We start from the raw sequence: 19,044 nt of genomic DNA, 5'->3' as shown, positions 1-19,044 counted from the left end.
TCCAAATTCTCAAGCTAGGCTGGATTGATCTGTATTTGCTGCCTTTAAATTTGACTTCTTTTTATAGAAAGTCCACTCAATATAGCGCTATGAATAAATATTCATCGTGTAGAACCTTCAGAGTTCATATGAATATACGCTTGCTTAGTTCACTTATAACTTTTTTGAACAACCAAATTTTAATGTGATAAAGAACGTATAATACTTTTCATTTTCTCGTCTATTTATGTCCTCTCAAGAAAATAGCATCCCACCAACGAGTCACTTATCTGTCATTATTTTGGCATTAGCACTCGGTGGTTTTTGTATTGGTACGACTGAATTCGTTGCGATGGGACTCATCCAAGAGATCTCACAAAGTTTCAATCTCAGCATTCCTGTCACAGGGCATTTTATTAGTGCCTATGCTTTAGGTGTGACTATTGGCGCACCTGTGATTGCCATTTTGGCCGCAAAGGTTCCGCGTAAAACGCTCTTAATTGGCCTCATGCTGTTTTATGGTATCGCCAATGCCAGTACAGCACTCGCAAACAGCTATGAGTCTATGTTGGTCTCACGTTTTATTGCAGGTTTCCCTCACGGCGCTTACTTTGGTATTGCCGCTTTGGTGGTTGCAGAGTTTGCTGGAAAACAAAAGCGTGCTTCGGCAGTCGCCATGCTCATGATGGGGCTGAATGTCGCGACCGTGATTGGTGTGCCTTTTGCGACATGGCTGGGTCAGCTGTATGGTTGGCGGGCAGGTTTTGAGTTTTCTGCATCTATCGCATTTTTGACTGTGGTCGCAATTTGTTTTGGCCTACCCAAAATGCAACTGGATCACACAGCCAGCATTCAAAATGAGCTGCGTGGACTTAAAAATACACAAATGTGGCTCACGCTTGCTGTCGGTGCAATTGGATTTGGTGGGCTGTTTTCTGTCTATAGTTATGTATCACCTATTTTGACTGAATATACCCATGCTAGCATTCAAGTCATTCCGTTTGCACTGGCATGTATTGGGCTCGGGTTGGTCGTCGGCGGTGTTGTCGCAGGACACTTTGCCGATAAAAACTTAAACAAGGCGATTATTTGGGTCTTAGTTTCCAATGCCTGCTCTTATGTACTTTGTGCCCTGTCTATGGATCACCTTGCCACTGCTTTTATTGCACTCTTCTTGGTTAGCTTCAGTATTGCAGGCTTGGGGCCTTTACTACAAACCCGCTTAATGGATGTCGCTGGTAATGCACAAGGCTTAGCAGCTTCGCTGAATCATTCTGCATTTAATATTGCCAATGCTTTTGGTGCTTTTCTGGGCGGCTGGTTAATTAGCCAAGGTTTAGGTTGGCTAGCTCCAATCTGGGTCGGAGTTTTACTAAGTTTAGGTGGGCTGATTATTTTATTGTTGGCTTTTCAGCATGAGAAAAAGTTGATATCCGCATGTAAAAGCGATTCAAATCAGACTTGTTAACCCCCAATAAATGACTTTATCTAAAACAATAAGCGTGCGTAAGAACTCAATCGTATTGTTATGCACGCTTTTACAATCCATCATTCAGATTAATGTCAGATCATTAAAAATCTTAATGGCATTTTTTTTAAACTCTAAATTTTATTCGATACGCGATAACGTCATCCGCAAGCTGCGGTAAGAATAAAAGCAAAGCTTTTATTTGCAGCCCAAGGCGATGTAATCGCCTTTAATATGGACTGTTTGTTCAAATGACCAATGTGTTTCTTTTGGCGAAAAAAAGAACTCCAAAATTGAACTTAAAAACGGTGAGACTCCGCAGTTAAGAAGTTCAATACGAAACACCTTAACTGACTGGCATAATCATTCAGGTAGCTTTTTCCCGCAGTGTGGACAATAGGCATATTGCTCACGCTCTTGCCTTAAAGATTCTTCTTTTTGTTCACGAATGAGCTGTAAAATAATATCGTGTGTTTGCTCTTTGGTCAGCCCAACTTCTTTACGAACTTCTTCAATTTTTTCTGTCTCCAAGACAAAATCAATATCGCTATTTTGGATTAGTTCTCGAAATCTGAGTTCAAGTTTTTCTTTACGCTGCTCAAGTTCATTGGCCAAACCATTCGCCAAAATACCCGCAGGTAATGCCGCTAAACCTACACCTAAGATAGTAATAATCGCACCAAGAAAGCGTCCTAACGGCGTAATAGGTGTCACATCGCCATAACCGACGGTGGTCAATGTAACCACGGCCCACCACATTGAAGCAGGAATGGAACTGAAAACTTCAGGTTGTGCCTGACTTTCAATCAAATACACCCCTGCAGCCGCCATAATGATCATAATCATTAAGATGAAAATAACCGCTTGAAATGAGCCTTTTTCACGCTCAATGACACGTAATAAAATTTGTAGAGAGACAAAGTAGCGGGTGAGCTTGAGAAGTCGGAGCAAACGAACAATTCTTAAGAATCGTAAGTCGAACTGAACAAAGAAGTTTAAATAGGCAGGTAGAATAGCCAAAAGGTCGATAATCGCCCCACCACTTTTGACCCAATTTAGACGGTTTTTCCAATCCGACTCAAAACTATTAGATTCAGCAATTGACCAAAAACGTAAAAGATATTCGACGCTAAAAACGATAATAGAAAAGATTTCAAAATAATAGAAAAAGTCTTGATACAACACATAGTACTTTTGCACCGACTCCAGCAAGACCGCAGCAGCATTACTCATAATCAGTGCAATGAGAAAATAGTTTAACCCTCGACTTAAGGGCGTCTCATAATCCTCATTATGCAAATTGTTATAAACAAATTTGCGAAGCGTGTACCAAGCTGTCAATTTCATTACGATTCTAAGTTATTCTTATCCCTTAAAATTCAGTTTAACTGAAGTTCTGGGCAAAGTAAGTAAGAAATTTCTGCACGAAATGTCCTAGTTTTAAGATGTTATTCAATATATAACAGCGCTAAACGAACTTGGTCATAGCCCATACGTGGATTTGTCAGTTCCACAATAGGACGAAGCTTAATCGCACCATCTTCGCTAAAGTGTTCTGTTTGCTGACGCTTCATTAAGCGTTTATAAATTTTCCGCACTTGCTCAACTACTTCTTCTCCAGGATGTGCCACGGAAATATCCAAGCCTTGCTCTTTATGCAACTTTGCCAAATGGTTGATAATAGTTGCAGCCGTCAAACCGCGCTCTTGTGCGATATCTGCAATTTCATAACCACCTTCAAACAATTCACGTGTTTCATCAAGTGTTGCAGAAGCATAGTTGGCTTTACCTGCATTACGGGCAATTTTCTTTTCATTCCGCTCAATCTCAATTTCATTGAGCGTTCCGCCACAGTGACGGATAAATGCCTTGTGCTGCGGGTCAAGATCAACGGCCTCGAAATGTGTCTCGGCTTCATCGGACAGTTCTTGGAAGCGACGGTCTGCCTTAATGGCAAGACTATCTAACTCCAAAGCTTGTTCATTAAATCCTAGTAACCTTAAACCATCCAAAGTCTTTAAGCGCGACAAAGCCACATAGCCCTGTCCTTTTTCAAAAGTATGACTAAGATTAATTTCCGCTGCCGCCAAAGTCATCCCTTGTGACTTATGGATGGTAATGGCCCATGCCAAGCGCAATGGAATTTGCTGAAAACTGGCAATCGTTTTTCCCGCATCATTGTCCACTGACCATGTTTCAGGCTCAACTACAAGTACCGTGCCATCAGTCAGTTTGACTTTAGGCAAGATCCCAAAGTCATCATCTTCTTCAAAGCCCACCACTTCGCCTAAGCTACCGTTGATATATCCCACATCAAAGTTGTTCTTTACAAACATCACTTTGGCATTTTTCTTGAGGGTTAGGTTTTCAGGTGCTCGCACAGAAGACTTTAAAGTTTCAATAAGCTTGTCATTGCCATCACACACCGCCTCAAACTGTCGACCTTCATTTTCAATTTCATTCAAATGTTTGAAGTTGATGGTGTCCACGTCCATATTATGCGTATATAAACGTGTAAAGATTTCTCCAATATCTTGCTGACGTGTAGCTTGTAAAGCCTGCAAGTGCTGAGAGTTAATACTCTGACTGCGGATGGCATTTAAAATATCATTGAGATAATCATTGCCCTGACGGTGCTGCTCAGTCAAATAACACACACGAAACTTGGCTTCGACCCAAGCATCAGACATAAAACAGAATTTATCGCGGTTGCGTTCTTCATTTTTACCAACTGGCGGTAACTGAAAGAAATCACCAGCAACAATCACTTGAATCCCGCCAAATGGCTCTTGACTTTCTTTAAAGAACTTAAGGACTTTATTGACCAAATTGAGTTGCTTGGCATGTAACATCGAAATTTCATCGATGATTAAGACTTGGGCATTCTCTAAATGCTCTTTTAAATATTTACGTTCTTTCATGCGTTTGAGTTCATCTTCCCCCAACGCATCTTTAATTCCAATACCAGCCCAAGTATGAATAGTCATGCCATTCATATGCGTTGCGGCAATACCTGTAGAAGCAGTAATCGCCACAGGCACTTTGCGGGCTTTTAAATAGTTAATATATTGGTTCAGCGTATAGGTTTTTCCTGCACCAGCGGAACCGGTTAAAAAGACATTTTCGCCCGCTTTTAAGAGTTTGAGTGCAGTTTCTTGCTTCATAAGACCTATACCATTGATGAACGGCTATAGCCTACCGAGTTTTTGCAAAAAAGTTAAGCAGATCTCGTCACACAGTAAATGATGTGCGACAAATTAAGTCCATTGTTGTTTAATTTTTAAGAGCTGGGTTATTAGTTTTGGTTCAGCATGGCAATGAATTGTTCAGCGACGACAACATCATCCGGTAGCGCTTTTTGGTTGTTTGGATATTCAAGCTGATCAAATAACAGTTGCCCTGCAATATAGTGACAACCGAGCGTCAAATGCCGCTGTGCGTCGGTATGACTCATATGAAATGCAGCATATTCGCGCACAATAATTCGCTCGGCAAAACTGGCTGCTAAACAATGTTGAAAGCGACGTGACTCTGCAATGATACGATCCATATCTTTGAGCTCCTCAAGCACCCAACTCTCAATAAAATAATAAGCTTCATGACTGATCGGTTGCCATGAGACATAACCAAGCTTTCGTTTCAGTTCCGCAAGCAGCTCTTGGCTATGCAATTGATCATGCCACTGCACAGCCTGATGAAATAGGCTCTTCCACGTGACATTTTTTAAAATCTCCTTTTGCGTCTCGAAATGTTCAGGCAAATAATCGCGCACATATGCATCAAACACCGAAACTCGTAAAGGGGGATGATTTAAATAAAACAACTGTCTAAAGCTTTCAATATACAGTTTATGTTGCTTTAACTGAAGATAAAAATCACGGTGTTGTTGCTTATCTTCGCTAAAATAAGTCACTAAGTCTTCTGGGAGTTTCTGCGCAATTTTATCTAGATGCTGAATATAGGCCTGCATTACACGACTCAATTTTGTGTAGACCCGTTTCCCCCGTTCGGGCTGTTGTTCGACCACACGGCGCAGCAGTTCGAGCCATTCATCTAAATACAAAATAGATGGGCTGATCGCTATCCGCTGATCATCCATATCTTGGCGTCTATTTTTTAAGACCACATGCTGGTTGGCCTCCAGCTCAAACCAGTGCTGTTGTAAGGCATACTCATAGCAACTTTGTATAAATAAGCGAGCCGCAACATGTTGGAAGTACTTTAAAGTCGTGACAATAATCTCAGGATGATAAGACTGAGTATCGAGATAACTTAAAGCCGTTACGGCAACGCGTATACTACTGTGCTGAATATTTTGACTAACCCAGTCTGTCACCACCGCTTTTTGTTTGAATAACCAATTTACGGTACGGCTTTCATCAAAAATCGGGAGTTTAGCGACCTTCTTTTGCCATGTCTTGGTCTCAGTTTTTAAAAAATGCCGCTTAGACAACAAATCACGCGATGTCCAAAAATCCCGATGCATAAGCCGCACAAAGCCAAGCATATGGGGCTGCTCTTTAGCATGCGGATACAACAAATGAATGTCGTGCGTATGATCCATCAACTCTTGTAAAGAAAACCGTTCAGGAAATGCCGTTTGTATAATGCGATAAACATGTGGTTCTAAGAATTGATTGGCACTGCAACACAGCTCATCATAACTATTCATCAACGACTGTAAGGGTAAAATATCTTCCGCCTGATCTACATCTAAGTTGCATAAGCGCTGCAACTCGGCCAGCAAACTTCGCTCAGAGGTTGGATCATCTGTATTGAATTCAACTTGCTGGCACAGCTGTTGAAAGAGTTCTGATTGCGTTTGCCGTATTTCAGTCAAAATCGTTTGCACGCGACTCGGCCCATCGAACAAAACAAACACCTGCTGAAGAATCAGCTGACGCAACTGTTTAACTTTATTACGCAAATACAAAGAATGTTGTGGGGACTGATCACCCACTAAAAACACAATGTCGTGTAAACAAAACTCTTCGAGTGCTTCCGCATAGTGCCCTTGATAGATAAACTGTGGAACACACAGCTCCGCCTGTTCCGTCGGTATATAAAACTGAATATGAAAACAATGATTTAAAATTTGAATCCGTTGTTTTTTTACGTCGACACTTAAAACGTTTTGCACATTGAGTGTGGAAAGAAAAGCGGCCTGCTCGTGATAAAGCTGCTGAATACTCGGAACAACTTGTCTTAACTGTATAGCAAGACTTTGATATTGCTTAAGCTTATCGTTTTTCTCCACGGCTGGCCCTCTTTGAATTTGGCTATTTTCACCACAACTTCAAAACCAATATAAACAAATCCTGAACCACAGGCTATGCCTTTTATCGATAGCCATTTTGTTCGGTGAAGCCATTTTTCCTCATTCCCTTACTCATGGTAGGTATTTGGTAGGTACACAAGTTTTTGGAATCATTCAATACTCTAAAAACGGTAATGAGCACCGATAACAACATAAATAATGGTAGAAGGAATCGCACCATGGCTTTTAAAAATATTGCAGATCAAACGAACGGTTTTTATATCCCTTGTGTTTCACTTTTTGGCCCAGGCTGTGCCAAAGAAATTGGTGGCAAAGCACAAAACCTCGGTGCAAAGAAAGCGCTGATTGTGACCGACGCAGGTTTATTTAAATTTGGCGTAGCCGACACCATTGCAGGATATCTCAAAGATGCAGGTGTTGATAGCCACATCTTCCCAGGTGCAGAACCGAACCCAACTGACATCAATGTCCACAACGGCGTGACTGCGTATAACGAACAAGGTTGTGACTTTATTGTGTCCTTAGGTGGTGGTTCTTCCCATGACTGCGCTAAAGGTATTGGACTCGTGACTGCGGGTGGCGGTCATATTCGTGACTACGAAGGAATTGATAAAAGTACGGTTCCAATGACTCCTCTTATTGCCATCAACACCACGGCAGGTACAGCATCAGAAATGACGCGCTTCTGTATTATTACCAATACAGATACGCACGTAAAAATGGCAATTGTAGACTGGCGCTGCACTCCACTGATTGCAATTGATGACCCTAAACTGATGATTGCAAAACCTGCAAGCTTAACAGCAGCAACAGGTATGGATGCCTTAACCCATGCGGTAGAAGCTTATGTTTCAACAGCGGCAAATCCAATCACCGATGCCTGTGCTGAAAAAGCCATTTCGATGATTAGCGAATGGTTAAGTCCAGCAGTTGCGAACGGCGAAAACTTAGAAGCACGTGATGCCATGAGTTATGCACAATATTTAGCAGGTATGGCATTTAATAATGCATCACTAGGTTATGTCCATGCTATGGCTCACCAACTCGGTGGCTTCTATAACCTACCTCACGGCGTATGTAATGCAGTCCTACTCCCACACGTCTGTGAGTTCAACTTAATTGCCTGCCCTGACCGTTATGCACGTATTGCTGAACTGATGGGAGTTAACATCACAGGTTTAACTGTGACAGAAGCTGGATATGCTGCCATTGACGCGATTCGTGAACTATCTGCATCGATTGGTATTCCATCGAGCTTATCTGAACTGGGTGTGAAAGAGCAAGATTTGGGTGTTATGTCTGAAAATGCGCAAAAAGATGCCTGCATGCTGACGAACCCACGTAAAGCAAACCATGCTCAAGTGGTCGACATCTTCAAAGCTGCACTCAAATCTGGTGCTTCAGTGGTCGATTTTAAAGCAGCGGTATAAGTTCTCTCCTTAACTTTTAGTTTGCTTTGACAATTTAAGTGGAATGAAACAGACGTCCATACTGTTTCATTCAGGTAAGCCTAATCCTTGCTTACCCGTGCACTTAAATTGTCTTTTTTTATTTGTGGTTGACAAAGTTTTGCACTTCATCAAGGATAAGAAAACTCATGACAATAACAACCAGAGCAAATTATGTCAGAAAATCAAACTCATCCTGCGTATACACCTGATGTCCTCGGCGAAGGCTATGAACAATTAAAACTCAGTTTCCCAGACGATTATGAAGGTGCAGTCTGCGCAACCCTCGTGCGCAAAAAAGCCCCGAAAAATACTCAAAAAGCTGTGCTGTATATCCACGGCTTTATTGACTACTTTTTTCAAACCGAAATGGCTGAACAATTTAACCAACATGGTTATGATTTTTATGCGCTGGATTTACGTAAATACGGGCGCTCTTATTTAAGTCATCAAAAATACTACAATGTCCGTGATCTCAGCGAATACGATGCTGAAATTACCCAAGCCTTAGAGATCATTGGCAATGAAGGCCATACTACGGTGCTGCTTGCAGGACACTCTACGGGTGGCTTAATCACGACTTTATACGCTGCACACAATCCTAAGCATCCGCTGATCAAAGCACTTTGGGCCAATAGCCCTTTTTATGATTTTAATATGCATCCCATTAAGCGCAAACTTGGCGTGCCGCAGCTCAGCCGACTCGCAAAGCATTTTCCTGACATCAAGTTTCCAAGTGAACTGAATAAATGGTATGTACCGAGCCTGCATCAAAACGAGCATGGTGAATGGAACTTTGATTTGGAGTGGAAACAACCAAGCTACTCTATGGTTCGCATCAGCTTTGTACGTGCAATTCATGAAGCACAGAAAGAAATTCATCGCGGTGGTTTAAAGCTCTCTGTTCCTGCACTCATTATGCATTCACATCAAACGCTTAACCCGAAGAAATGGGGCCTAGCCGCGCAAACCAGTGATGTGATTTTAGATGTTAAAGACATTGAAAAGCAGGCTAAAAATTTACAAGGTGACGTCAGTGTCGTGACCATTCAAAACGGTTTACACGACTTAGTACTCTCCGCACCTGAAGTTCGTACCGAAGTTTATACTAAGCTGTTCCAATGGCTCGAGCAAAAAATAGTGTAAATATACCTTTCCAACACAATTAAGAATTCTTAAATTTTATATTTCTCAAGTAGCTGATGCGCAGGATGTCCATTCGGTGTCAGCTCAATGAGTCGCTCAACAGCATCAATCGCCTCTGGGTAACGTGCGACATGTTTAAACAACATATCGGTTTCATTGGCTTTAAAAATCGCACTGCTTAAACGTGACTCCAAACAGTCGCGCCATGCACATAGAAATGGACTTTCCGTTTTAGGCAGTAAAACACCTGAACAAAGTTTTAACGCGGTTTCGATATATGCAGCATCTAAGGCTTGCTCGGCTTGTAAAAAATCGGCCTCGATATGCGCCAAAATTCGATAGGGACGAGATCCCAACATACCACCGAGCAAGTCACGCAGTTGTGACATTTCGGCCTTAAGTGTTCCCACACTTACCTTGCGCTCACCATATAAGGCCTGATGCAAAGTGTCTAAAGTCATGCCCTGTGGGCACAGCGCTAAGATGGTCAGAATTTCAATTTGTCGCGGTGTGAGCACCATCACTTTGCCATTGAAATGTACTTGCGGCACACCAAAAGCACGGATATATAACTGTTGACGCTGATATTCTAACAGTGCCGTTTGGATGATAGATGCACAGCGCTCTGCTGCGAGTAGACCAAGGCTATTATGATTTTTCCATGTGGTGGATAAATCAATCACCCCAAGGACGTGTTTTGAGTAAGGGTCGATGATCGGCGCCGCATAACAGACCCAATCATGGATGGAGCTCATGTAGTGTTCATTTGAAAAGACACAACTGGACTGTTGCGTTTTTAAGGACAAGGCCAATGCATTGGTCCCCACCAATTCCTCTCGCCACTGCCCGCCTTCAACAAAATGTACACTTTCTGCCGCATTACGCATTTGTCTGCTGGACGCACTCCAAATAATCGTACTCCCAATATCGCCTACAGCGACCACCATCGAAGACTGTTGTGCAATATGTCTTAGTTCATCTGCGCAGTAACTCAAAGCATGTTGTAGCGCTGAACCTTGTGACATAGAACCTTCAGAAATGGGCGCAGCAAAGCGATCTTTTGGAATTTCTGCGGAGTTAGAGCGCTGCCATGAACTTGCAATACTTTTTCCCAGTTGTTCAGCTTGTACCGTCGAAATACTGCTACTGGTTCTAAGCTTTTCTATTTCTTGTCTTTTCTGTATTAAATGTTGCATTGCCATCATTCCTTATTCTCAAAACAATTCCTGATATACGTCCACTGTATTACTTGGTTGTAAACATTTGTCAAAGGCTTGTAAACCTCCTTCCTTCCAACCTTTTTCCAACCTTATATTAGTTATGCTACTTAAATATTGTACAGATGTACCTTATACCAAAGCTGTAGATGCTTTTAAAAAATCAATAAGCAAAGGAACTTCAATATGCGCTATGTAGACCCTAACCAATCTGGTTCTAAAGTAGAATTTAAAGCACAGTATGACAACTTTATTGGTGGCGAGTGGGTTGCTCCAGTAAAAGGTGAATACTTTGAAAATATCTCTCCTGTCGACGGTAAAGTTTTTACAAAAGTCCCTCGCTCATCTGTAGAAGACATCGAGCTTGCACTGGATGCTGCGCATAAAGCCAAAGAACAATGGAACAAATCTTCTCCTACTACACGTTCAAATTTACTCCTTAAAATTGCAGATCGTCTAGAACAAAATCTAGAAAAATTGGCTGTGGCTGAAACATGGGACAATGGTAAACCGATTCGTGAAACGCTCGCAGCGGACATTCCTTTAGCCATTGACCATTTCCGCTATTTCGCAGGCTGTATCCGTGCGCAAGAAGGCGGCATTTCTGAAATTGATGAAGATACTATTGCCTATCACTTCCACGAACCATTAGGCGTGGTAGGACAAATCATTCCATGGAACTTCCCAATTTTGATGGCGACATGGAAAATTGCTCCTGCACTTGCTGCGGGTAACTGTATTGTTTTAAAACCTGCTGAACAGACCCCTGCGAGCATTTTGGTTTTAATTGAACTCATTCAAGACTTACTACCACCCGGTATTTTAAACATCGTCAACGGTTATGGTGTTGAAGTGGGTCGTCCACTCGCAACCAATCCACGTATTGCTAAAATTGCATTCACTGGCTCTACTGCTGTGGGTCAAATGATCATGCAATATGCCACTGAAAACGTAATTCCTGTAACGTTGGAATTAGGTGGTAAGTCTCCAAACATCTTCTTTGAAGACATTATGGATCAAGACGATGAGTTCTTAGACAAAGCCCTTGAAGGTTTTGCCATGTTTGCACTTAACCAAGGTGAAATTTGTACATGTCCATCACGCGCTTTAGTTCAAGAAAGTATTGCAGATAAATTCCTTGAAATGGCAGTTGAACGTGTGAAACGCATTAAAACGGGTCACCCGCTCGATACAGAAACGATGATTGGTGCGCAAGCTTCACTTGAACAACAAGAGAAAATTTTGGGTTGTATCGCAACAGGTCGCGGTGAAGGTGCACAAGTACTGACAGGTGGTAGTGAGCGTAATGAAGTGGGTTCTGGTTTCTATATTGAACCAACCATTTTCAAAGGCACCAATGACATGAAAATTTTCCAAGAAGAAATTTTTGGACCTGTACTTTCTGTGGCAACATTCAAAGATTTTGACGATGCGATTAAAATTGCCAACGACACTATTTATGGTTTAGGCGCTGGTGTATGGTCACGTTCAGCACATACCTCTTACCGTGCAGGTCGTGCAATTCAAGCGGGTCGAGTTTGGACCAACTGTTACCACATCTACCCTGCACATGCCGCTTTCGGTGGTTATAAAAAGTCAGGGATTGGTCGTGAAAACCACAAAATGATGCTCGATCATTACCAACAAACTAAAAACTTACTTGTGAGCTATGCAACTAAGCCTATGGGCTTCTTCTAAGCACTTAGTCTATTCATATATAGTTCTCTATGTGTTTAGGGTGATTCGTTACCCTAAACATTTTCTCTATCAACCATCAACCATCAACCATCAAAACAATAATTCAAAACTGTGTCATATAAACATTAGACAGGACGTCTAGTCGCTTGGTACTGAAATTGCATAAATATTGCATCCATCAAGCCATCTATAAAAACTTAAGATATGGAGCTTCATATGACCGATTCTCCCATTAACAGCTCAACGACTCCACTCTCTACTTCAACTGTAAGCACATCTGACGACTATTTTGAAAAAAGGCAACTGAAACAAGGTGCTGTAGGCTGGCTATTATTAGTCGGTTTAGGCGTGGCTTATGTCATTTCTGGCGACTTTGCTGGCTGGAACTTCGGTCTTGCTCAAGGTGGCTGGGGCGGTATGTTTATCGCAACGGTTGTCGTAGCCATCATGTACTTATGCATGTGCCTGTCTATGTCTGAAATGGCCACCATGCTGCCCACTGCGGGAGGTGGCTATAGCTTTGCGCGTACCGCATTTGGCCCATTTGGTGGCTATCTCACTGGCACGGCGATTTTAATTGAATATGCCATCGCCCCTGCGGCTATCGCATGCTTTATTGGTGCCTACTGCGAGGCCTTATTTGGTGTCGGTGGATGGATCATTTATCTCATCTGCTATCTGGTTTTTATGGGTATTCATCTTAAAGGTGCAGGTGAAGCCCTCAAGATTATGTTTGTCATTACCGCCATTGCAGCCGTCGCTCTTTTTGTCTTTATCATCGCAATGGCGCCACATTTTAACAGCGCCAACTTATTTAACATTGCACCAACTGAAAATATCGGTGCAAGTAGCTTCCTACCGATGGGTTATATCGGCATTTGGGCGGCCGTACCCTATGCCATTTGGTTCTTTTTAGCGGTAGAAGGTGTACCACTAGCAGCAGAAGAAGCCAAAGATCCATCCAAATCCTTACCACGTGGTTTGATCGGTTCGATGCTAATTTTGGCCGCTTTTGCCCTACTTATTCTGTTCTTAGGTGCTGGTGCTGCTGGCGCAGAACAACTTAAAGAATCAGGCGCACCCTTAGTTGATGCACTGGTAGCCGTCTATGGTCAAAACAGTTGGTTAGGCAGTTTTGTCAATTTTGTAGGTCTGGCAGGTTTAATTGCAAGTTTCTTCTCCATCATTTATGCCTATTCACGTCAAATTTTCGCCTTATCTCGTGCGGGGTATTTACCAACCTCGTTATCACTGACCAATAAAAACAAAGCGCCTTATTTAGCGATTATTATTCCCGGCATCATTGGTTTTTTATTGTCTCTAACAGGTGAAGGTGATCTGCTCATCCTGATGGCGGTATTTGGTGCGACCATTTCTTATGTCTTGATGATGCTTTCTCACATTAAACTGCGCATCAGCCGTCCAGAATTACATCGTCCCTATAAAACCCCAGGTGGAATTGTCACCTCATCGATTGCTTTGGTATTAGCCAGTATTGCGGTGATAGCTGGTTTTGTGGTGGATCCTAAAGTTTGGTTTATGGCCGCAGGCATCTATGCGCTATTTATTGCCTACTTTATTTTCCATAGTCGCCATCGACTCGTTCAAGGTACACCTGAAGAAGAATTTGAAAGTATTCGTAAGGCCGAACAAGACTTATAGAAGGACCTATAACATGGCTTATAAAACATTGATTGGACATCAGCACTATGTGTTTAATGATTTAAAAACTTTAATGGCAAAAGCAACCCCGCTGCGCTCAGGTGATCAACTTGCAGGTGTTGCGGCGGAAAATGCCACTGAACGTGTTGCCGCACAAATGGCATTGGCCGATGTTCCATTGAAGCAGTTTTTAACTGAAGCGCTGATCAGCTATGAACAGGATGAAATAACCCGCCTGATTATCGATGAGCACCGTAGTGATTTATTTGCACCAATTTCACATTTTACCGTAGGAGACTTTCGTAACTGGCTACTCAGTGAAGATGCGACTACGCAGAAATTACAACAACTTGCGCTCGGTTTAACCCCTGAAATGGTGGCTGCGGTGAGTAAGATTATGCGCAACCAAGACCTCATCTTGGTTGCAAGTAAATGTGAAGTCATCACCCAATTTCGCAACACCATCGGATTGAAAGGTCATCTCTCGACCCGTTTACAACCGAATCATCCGACCGATGATCTCTTGGGAATATCGGCCAGTATTTTGGATGGCTTGATGTATGGCAATGGTGATGCCGTCATTGGGATTAATCCTGCAACCGATAACCTACAAAATTTATCGGAGCTGCTCAAACTACTCGATCATGTGATCCAAGAGCATCACATTCCAACCCAGTCTTGTGTACTGACGCATATCAGTTCGGGGATTCAACTGGCTGAGAAAAATGTGCCGATTGATTTAATGTTTCAATCGATTGCAGGCACACAGCGCGCCAATGAAGGTTTCGGCATTAACCTTGAATTATTACGTGAAGGCTATGAAGCAACACTGGCTCTCAAGCGTGGGACTGTGGGACAAAATGTGATGTATTTTGAAACAGGTCAAGGCAGTGCTTTATCTAGTAATGCGCATCACGGCGTAGATCAGCAAACCTTGGAAGTCCGTGCCTATGCTGTGGCTCGTAAATTCAAGCCGCTGCTAGTGAACACTGTAGTTGGGTTTATTGGCCCAGAGTATTTATACAATGGCAAACAAATTATCCGTGCAGGCTTGGAAGACCATTTTTGTGGCAAGCTCCTAGGCTTACCTATGGGCTGCGACATTTGCTATACCAACCATGCCGATGCCGACCAAAACGACATGGATGTACTACTCACCCTATTCGGTACAGCAGGTCTGAACTTTATTATGGGCATTCCGGGTTCGGATGACGTCATGCTGAATTATCAAACCACGTCGTTTCATGATGCGTTGTATCTAAGGCAACTTTTGGGCTTAAAAGCAGCACCTGAATTTGATCTGTGGTTGGCTGAACAAGGCATCTTTAAACAACAGCAGCAGCACATTCTTTGGCCTGAGCATATCCCGCCACAATTTGAAAAACTTTTGCATATATAAGGAGCAGCTTATGTCACTTGTTCCTCTAGAAAATTATCAAACTGAACAGCATCAGGATGCTTGGGAAAACTTAAAGAAATTTACCGATGCTCGTATCGCCATTGGTCGTGCTGGTTGTAGTATCCCGACCCATGAACTGCTGAAATTTCAACTGGCGCATGCGGAAGCGCAAGATGCCGTACATCAACCTTTAGATGTCGAACACTTAGTTGCGAGTCTTAATACACTAGGTTTGGATAGTCTAACGGTACACAGTCAAGCTGAAAATAAGCAAGAATACTTAAAACGTCCTGACTTAGGTCGCCTGTTAAGTGCAGCTTCACAACATGGCTTAGAGGTTTTTAAAGCCAGTAACCCGCAAAACTATGATGTCTGTATTGTGATTGGTGATGGACTATCTGCACGGGCGATTGAAGAAAATGCAGTTCCTTTTATTCAGCACCTTATCCCGCAGCTGCAAGCAGAACACTGGAGCATTGCACCGATGGTTATTGCTACTGGAAGCCGAGTCGCTTTGGGTGATCCAGTTGCAGAGTGCCTACACGCGACTATGCTCGTGATGCTAATTGGAGAAAGGCCTGGCCTAAGCTCACCTGATAGTATGGGCATTTACTATACTTGGAAAGCTGCCTCGGGCACTTTGGATGCTAAACGGAACTGTATTTCAAATGTTCGACCTGCGGGCTTAAGCATTCTTGTTGCAGTACAACGACTAATGTCTCTGATGCGTGGCTCCAAGAAACTCGGCTACTCAGGTGTAGACTTAAAAGATGAACATGAAATGGTCAGTCTAGACACGGAACATACGCCTAAGCGTTTATTTTAATTTGAAGCAAATCAGCCGTTATTTTACGGCTGATCCTAAATAATGCGTTCTATTAACTTAGGTTTTTAGCTAGCTTTGTTTAGCGCTTGTTCTACAAAATGTAGGCGATCTTGGCCCCAATACATTTCATCACCCACAAAGAATGTCGGTGCGCCAAAAATGCCACGTTGAATGGCCTGTTCTGTTTCAGTGATCAGTTTTTGTTTCACAACATCCGACTGAACCATACTCATAATATCTTCTACAGAAAAGCCACTTGGTTTTAGCACTTCTGCCAAGACAGTAGGTTCATTCAGATTTTGTGGTGTACCAAACATCGCATCGAATAACAGTTTCAAAACTTGCTCAAACTTTTCTAGATGCAACAATTGAACGCCTGTCAAAATCCGCATTAGGGTTAAAGTGTTCATCGGGAAATGCGGATTCATTTGCATTGGGATCTGGTAATACTCCGCCCAGCGCTGCATATCTAAGATTGAATAAACCCCTTTGACGGGAATCTCTATCGGACTACGATTGCCTGTTGCTTTAAACACCCCGCCCAATAAAATAGGCTTATATACAATCTGAATCTCTTGCTGCTCTGCTATTTGCAGTAAACGATAGTAGGCCAAATAGCTATATGGGCTGCCTAAATCAAAATAAAATTCTACGCTTTTCATGCTTTGTCCTTTTACCACGTTTCCATCCAAGGTCTTAAATCTAACTCATGCGTCCATGCATCGCGCGGTTGCTGCGACAAATGCCAATAATTTTCTGCAATATGCACGGGATTTAATATGCCATCCTGTTCTTTGCGCGCGTACATGTCAGGAAAAGTGTCTTTAATAAAATCGGTATCAATTGCCCCATCCACCACCACGTGTGCCACATGAATATTTTTCGGGCCAAGCTCACGTGCCATACTTTGGGCTAAGGCACGCAGTGCATGTTTCGCCCCAGCAAAAGCGGCAAAGTTTGCTGCACCTCTTATTCCTGCAGTTGCACCCGTGAAAATAATGCTGCCGTGTTCACGCACGACCATACGCTTCGCCACTTCACGTCCAGTCAAAAACGCACCGAAGCAAGCCATTTCCCAAATTTTAAAATACTTACGTGCAGTTTCTTCTAAAATACTACATGGCACATTCGCCCCAATGTTAAACACTAAAACATCGATTTCACCAATATTGGCTTCAATTTCCTCTACCAAAGCGATGACTTGCTCTTCTTTACGTGCATCAGACGCAAAACCATATGCAAGGCCACCTTCGGCTTCTATTTCTGCAATTAAGGGCTGGAGTTTTTCGGCATTTCTTCGCGTCATGCAGGCGATGTATCCACCACGTGCAAACCGTTTTGCGATTTCGCCCCCTGTAGCATCTCCTGCGCCAATCACTAACGCGACTTTCTTTTTAGCATCAGTCTTTTGCAACTGCTGTTCTGGCTGTAATCCATCCATAAATATACTCCCTTTATAAAATAACGATCGTTATCATAACGATCACTATGTTATAGTTTTCAGCATCAGTCAATTTTATTTTGATGAAACTCCTATGCGCTATAAAACAGGCTATAAAGAAGAAAAACGTCAAGAGCTGCTTAAAATTAGTGCTCAACTGGCCAAGAAGCAAGGCTTTGCCAATACTGGCGTCGATGGTTTTATGAAAGCGGCTCAAATGACCAGCGGTGCTTTTTATTCGCATTTTTCATCAAAACATGAATTATTTGAAGCACTGATCCAGTCCGAGTTACAACACAGCTTTCAAGCATGGCAAGCCAATCCGCATGACAACCTCGAAGAGTGGATTGACTTCGAACTTGAACGTTATTTAGCGCTGTCTCATGTGCAACGTCCAGATCAAGGCTGTGTTATTCCCTCTCTTGCAGCCGAAGTAGCACGTAGTAGTGAAACAACAAAACTGTGTTTTCAACAGGAAATGCTTCGTGGTCACGCACTCTTTACACAACATCTAGGCAGTGAAACACAAGCTTGGGCGGTACTGTGTCAACTGGTCGGTGCAATCGTCATGGCGCGCAGCATGGCGGATGAACATCTACAAAGAGAAATTTTAAGCTCAAGCAAATGGATGATTAAAAACATGCTTCAGCTCAAGTAAAACCTTGGATTGAATTTATAGTTTTTTTCTACATATTTTCTGATTTATTGCCTTCAACTTCTACGCATTTCCCTGTACATTTTTACACTCCTTTAACCCCTGTGAACGAGCCAACTATGACGACACTACCCGATACCATTTACGCGATTCAGCATCTTGCTTTTGAAGATTTGGGTGCATGGGAAGATGTGTTATATCAATTGGGTTATCGGGTACGATATTTTGAAGCCGGCAAAGATGACTTAGCTAAAGCGTTGGATTACACAGGTCTAACTGTGATCTTAGGTGGACCAATTGGGGTATATGAAACTAAAGACTACCCTTTCTTACAACAAGAAATAGACTTACTAAAAGTTCGCTTAGAAAAGAATTTACCGACTTTAGGCATTTGCTTAGGTGCACAGTTGATTGCACATGCACTCGGTGCAAAAGTATATGCAGGTCATAGCAAAGAAATTGGCTGGAGTCAGTTACAGCTCAATGCCGTTGAACAGAACCCACTGCAAGCACTGGTAGAAACTGAAGTGCTACATTGGCATGGCGACACCTTTGAACTCCCTGCTCAAGCTGAACTGTTGGCCAGCTCAGAAGTTTATCCCAACCAAGCCTTTCGTGTAGGCAAAAATATTCTTGGCTTACAGTTCCATCCTGAGGTCGCAGCGGACGGTTTAGAAAAATGGCTAATCGGGCATACTGCTGAACTGCGTCAAGCGAGCATCAATATTCCCGCATTGCGTGCAGACAACCAACGCTTTGCAGCTCAACTAGAACATGCCTCTGGACAAGTTTTAGCAGCGTATTTAAAAGCACTGGCTTAATAATTC

General features: G+C 42.6%; 15 protein-coding genes. 9 read left to right on the top strand and 6 right to left on the bottom strand.

What is annotated here, in order from left to right; all coding sequences use genetic code 11:
- Positions 1 to 226: 226 nt before the first annotated feature.
- Entirely contained in the window at positions 227 to 1,447 is a 1,221-nt protein-coding gene (locus AC5EUN_RS06595; protein WP_005401136.1) for an MFS transporter, read from the top strand.
- A 363-nt stretch (positions 1,448 to 1,810) separates the two neighbouring features.
- On the opposite strand, the gene AC5EUN_RS06590 is transcribed toward AC5EUN_RS06595, so the two are convergent.
- The 3 genes from AC5EUN_RS06590 to AC5EUN_RS06580 form a co-directional block, all read right to left on the bottom strand.
- Complete coding sequence (locus AC5EUN_RS06590) at positions 1,811 to 2,794, bottom strand: ion transporter (protein ID WP_004984887.1); 984 nt, start codon at positions 2,792 to 2,794, stop codon at positions 1,811 to 1,813.
- Positions 2,795 to 2,895: 101 nt separating this feature from the next.
- Positions 2,896 to 4,611, bottom strand: coding sequence for an AAA family ATPase (locus tag AC5EUN_RS06585; RefSeq protein WP_058869752.1), 1,716 nt, complete (start codon positions 4,609 to 4,611; stop codon positions 2,896 to 2,898).
- A 131-nt stretch (positions 4,612 to 4,742) separates the two neighbouring features.
- Positions 4,743 to 6,704 (bottom strand): hypothetical protein, encoded by a 1,962-nt coding sequence (locus AC5EUN_RS06580; protein WP_058869753.1) that lies wholly within the window; start codon positions 6,702 to 6,704, stop codon positions 4,743 to 4,745.
- 239 nt (positions 6,705 to 6,943) lie between these two features.
- On the opposite strand from AC5EUN_RS06580, the gene mdh reads away from it, so the two are divergent.
- Both mdh and AC5EUN_RS06570 read left to right on the top strand, forming a co-directional pair.
- Positions 6,944 to 8,155, top strand: coding sequence for an iron-dependent methanol dehydrogenase (gene mdh / locus AC5EUN_RS06575; RefSeq protein WP_004984892.1), 1,212 nt, complete (start codon positions 6,944 to 6,946; stop codon positions 8,153 to 8,155).
- 192 nt (positions 8,156 to 8,347) lie between these two features.
- Entirely contained in the window at positions 8,348 to 9,319 is a 972-nt protein-coding gene (locus AC5EUN_RS06570) for an alpha/beta hydrolase (protein WP_005401133.1), read from the top strand.
- A gap of 29 nt (positions 9,320 to 9,348) precedes the next feature.
- On the opposite strand, the gene AC5EUN_RS06565 is transcribed toward AC5EUN_RS06570, so the two are convergent.
- Entirely contained in the window at positions 9,349 to 10,524 is a 1,176-nt protein-coding gene (locus tag AC5EUN_RS06565; RefSeq protein WP_005401132.1) for a helix-turn-helix domain-containing protein, read from the bottom strand.
- A gap of 198 nt (positions 10,525 to 10,722) precedes the next feature.
- On the opposite strand from AC5EUN_RS06565, the gene exaC reads away from it, so the two are divergent.
- The 4 genes from exaC (at position 10,723) to eutC (ending at position 16,121) form a co-directional block, all read left to right on the top strand.
- Positions 10,723 to 12,234 carry an acetaldehyde dehydrogenase ExaC gene (exaC, locus tag AC5EUN_RS06560; RefSeq protein WP_005401131.1) on the top strand — a complete coding sequence of 504 codons (1,512 nt, stop codon included), beginning with the start codon at positions 10,723 to 10,725 and terminating at the stop codon, positions 12,232 to 12,234.
- Positions 12,235 to 12,450: 216 nt separating this feature from the next.
- Positions 12,451 to 13,896, top strand: a complete 1,446-nt coding sequence (gene eat / locus AC5EUN_RS06555; protein WP_005401130.1) for an ethanolamine permease — start codon at positions 12,451 to 12,453, stop codon at positions 13,894 to 13,896.
- A 13-nt stretch (positions 13,897 to 13,909) separates the two neighbouring features.
- The gene (locus tag AC5EUN_RS06550; protein ID WP_005401129.1) at positions 13,910 to 15,295 is read left to right on the top strand and encodes an ethanolamine ammonia-lyase subunit EutB; all 1,386 of its coding nucleotides are present in this window, start codon (positions 13,910 to 13,912) and stop codon (positions 15,293 to 15,295) included.
- Positions 15,296 to 15,305: 10 nt separating this feature from the next.
- Positions 15,306 to 16,121: an ethanolamine ammonia-lyase subunit EutC gene (gene eutC / locus AC5EUN_RS06545; protein ID WP_005401128.1), complete on the top strand. Its 816-nt coding sequence runs from the start codon at positions 15,306 to 15,308 to the stop codon at positions 16,119 to 16,121.
- A gap of 65 nt (positions 16,122 to 16,186) precedes the next feature.
- Here the strand turns inward: eutC and AC5EUN_RS06540 are convergent, their stop codons facing one another.
- Positions 16,187 to 16,783, bottom strand: coding sequence for a 2-hydroxychromene-2-carboxylate isomerase (locus AC5EUN_RS06540; protein WP_010326878.1), 597 nt, complete (start codon positions 16,781 to 16,783; stop codon positions 16,187 to 16,189).
- 11 nt (positions 16,784 to 16,794) lie between these two features.
- Positions 16,795 to 17,562, bottom strand: a complete 768-nt coding sequence (locus tag AC5EUN_RS06535) for an SDR family oxidoreductase (RefSeq protein WP_010326879.1) — start codon at positions 17,560 to 17,562, stop codon at positions 16,795 to 16,797.
- A 94-nt stretch (positions 17,563 to 17,656) separates the two neighbouring features.
- Between AC5EUN_RS06535 and AC5EUN_RS06530 the strand changes: the two genes are divergently transcribed.
- A complete protein-coding gene (locus AC5EUN_RS06530; RefSeq protein WP_010326880.1) occupies positions 17,657 to 18,220 on the top strand; it encodes a TetR/AcrR family transcriptional regulator in 564 nt (187 codons plus the stop codon).
- Between the two features lie 116 nt (positions 18,221 to 18,336).
- A complete protein-coding gene (locus AC5EUN_RS06525; protein ID WP_010326881.1) occupies positions 18,337 to 19,038 on the top strand; it encodes a glutamine amidotransferase in 702 nt (233 codons plus the stop codon).
- Positions 19,039 to 19,044: the final 6 nt, after the last annotated feature.

The organism is Acinetobacter sp. CAU_H_S170_2 (genome assembly GCF_058890445.1).
This window is presented reverse-complemented; position numbering and strand designations above follow the sequence as displayed.

Bases quoted from the DNA above. Each gene is read 5' to 3' on its own strand.
- AC5EUN_RS06595 (WP_005401136.1), top strand. From the start codon at position 227: ATGTCCTCTCAAGAAAATAGCATCCCACCAACGAGTCACTTATCTGTC.
- AC5EUN_RS06590 (WP_004984887.1), bottom strand. From the start codon at position 2,794: ATGAAATTGACAGCTTGGTACACGCTTCGCAAATTTGTTTATAACAAT.
- AC5EUN_RS06585 (WP_058869752.1), bottom strand. From the start codon at position 4,611: ATGAAGCAAGAAACTGCACTCAAACTCTTAAAAGCGGGCGAAAATGTC.
- mdh (WP_004984892.1), top strand. From the start codon at position 6,944: ATGGCTTTTAAAAATATTGCAGATCAAACGAACGGTTTTTATATCCCT.
- AC5EUN_RS06570 (WP_005401133.1), top strand. From the start codon at position 8,348: ATGTCAGAAAATCAAACTCATCCTGCGTATACACCTGATGTCCTCGGC.
- AC5EUN_RS06565 (WP_005401132.1), bottom strand. From the start codon at position 10,524: ATGATGGCAATGCAACATTTAATACAGAAAAGACAAGAAATAGAAAAG.
- exaC (WP_005401131.1), top strand. From the start codon at position 10,723: ATGCGCTATGTAGACCCTAACCAATCTGGTTCTAAAGTAGAATTTAAA.
- eat (WP_005401130.1), top strand. From the start codon at position 12,451: ATGACCGATTCTCCCATTAACAGCTCAACGACTCCACTCTCTACTTCA.
- AC5EUN_RS06550 (WP_005401129.1), top strand. From the start codon at position 13,910: ATGGCTTATAAAACATTGATTGGACATCAGCACTATGTGTTTAATGAT.
- eutC (WP_005401128.1), top strand. From the start codon at position 15,306: ATGTCACTTGTTCCTCTAGAAAATTATCAAACTGAACAGCATCAGGAT.
- AC5EUN_RS06540 (WP_010326878.1), bottom strand. From the start codon at position 16,783: ATGAAAAGCGTAGAATTTTATTTTGATTTAGGCAGCCCATATAGCTAT.
- AC5EUN_RS06535 (WP_010326879.1), bottom strand. From the start codon at position 17,562: ATGGATGGATTACAGCCAGAACAGCAGTTGCAAAAGACTGATGCTAAA.
- AC5EUN_RS06530 (WP_010326880.1), top strand. From the start codon at position 17,657: ATGCGCTATAAAACAGGCTATAAAGAAGAAAAACGTCAAGAGCTGCTT.
- AC5EUN_RS06525 (WP_010326881.1), top strand. From the start codon at position 18,337: ATGACGACACTACCCGATACCATTTACGCGATTCAGCATCTTGCTTTT.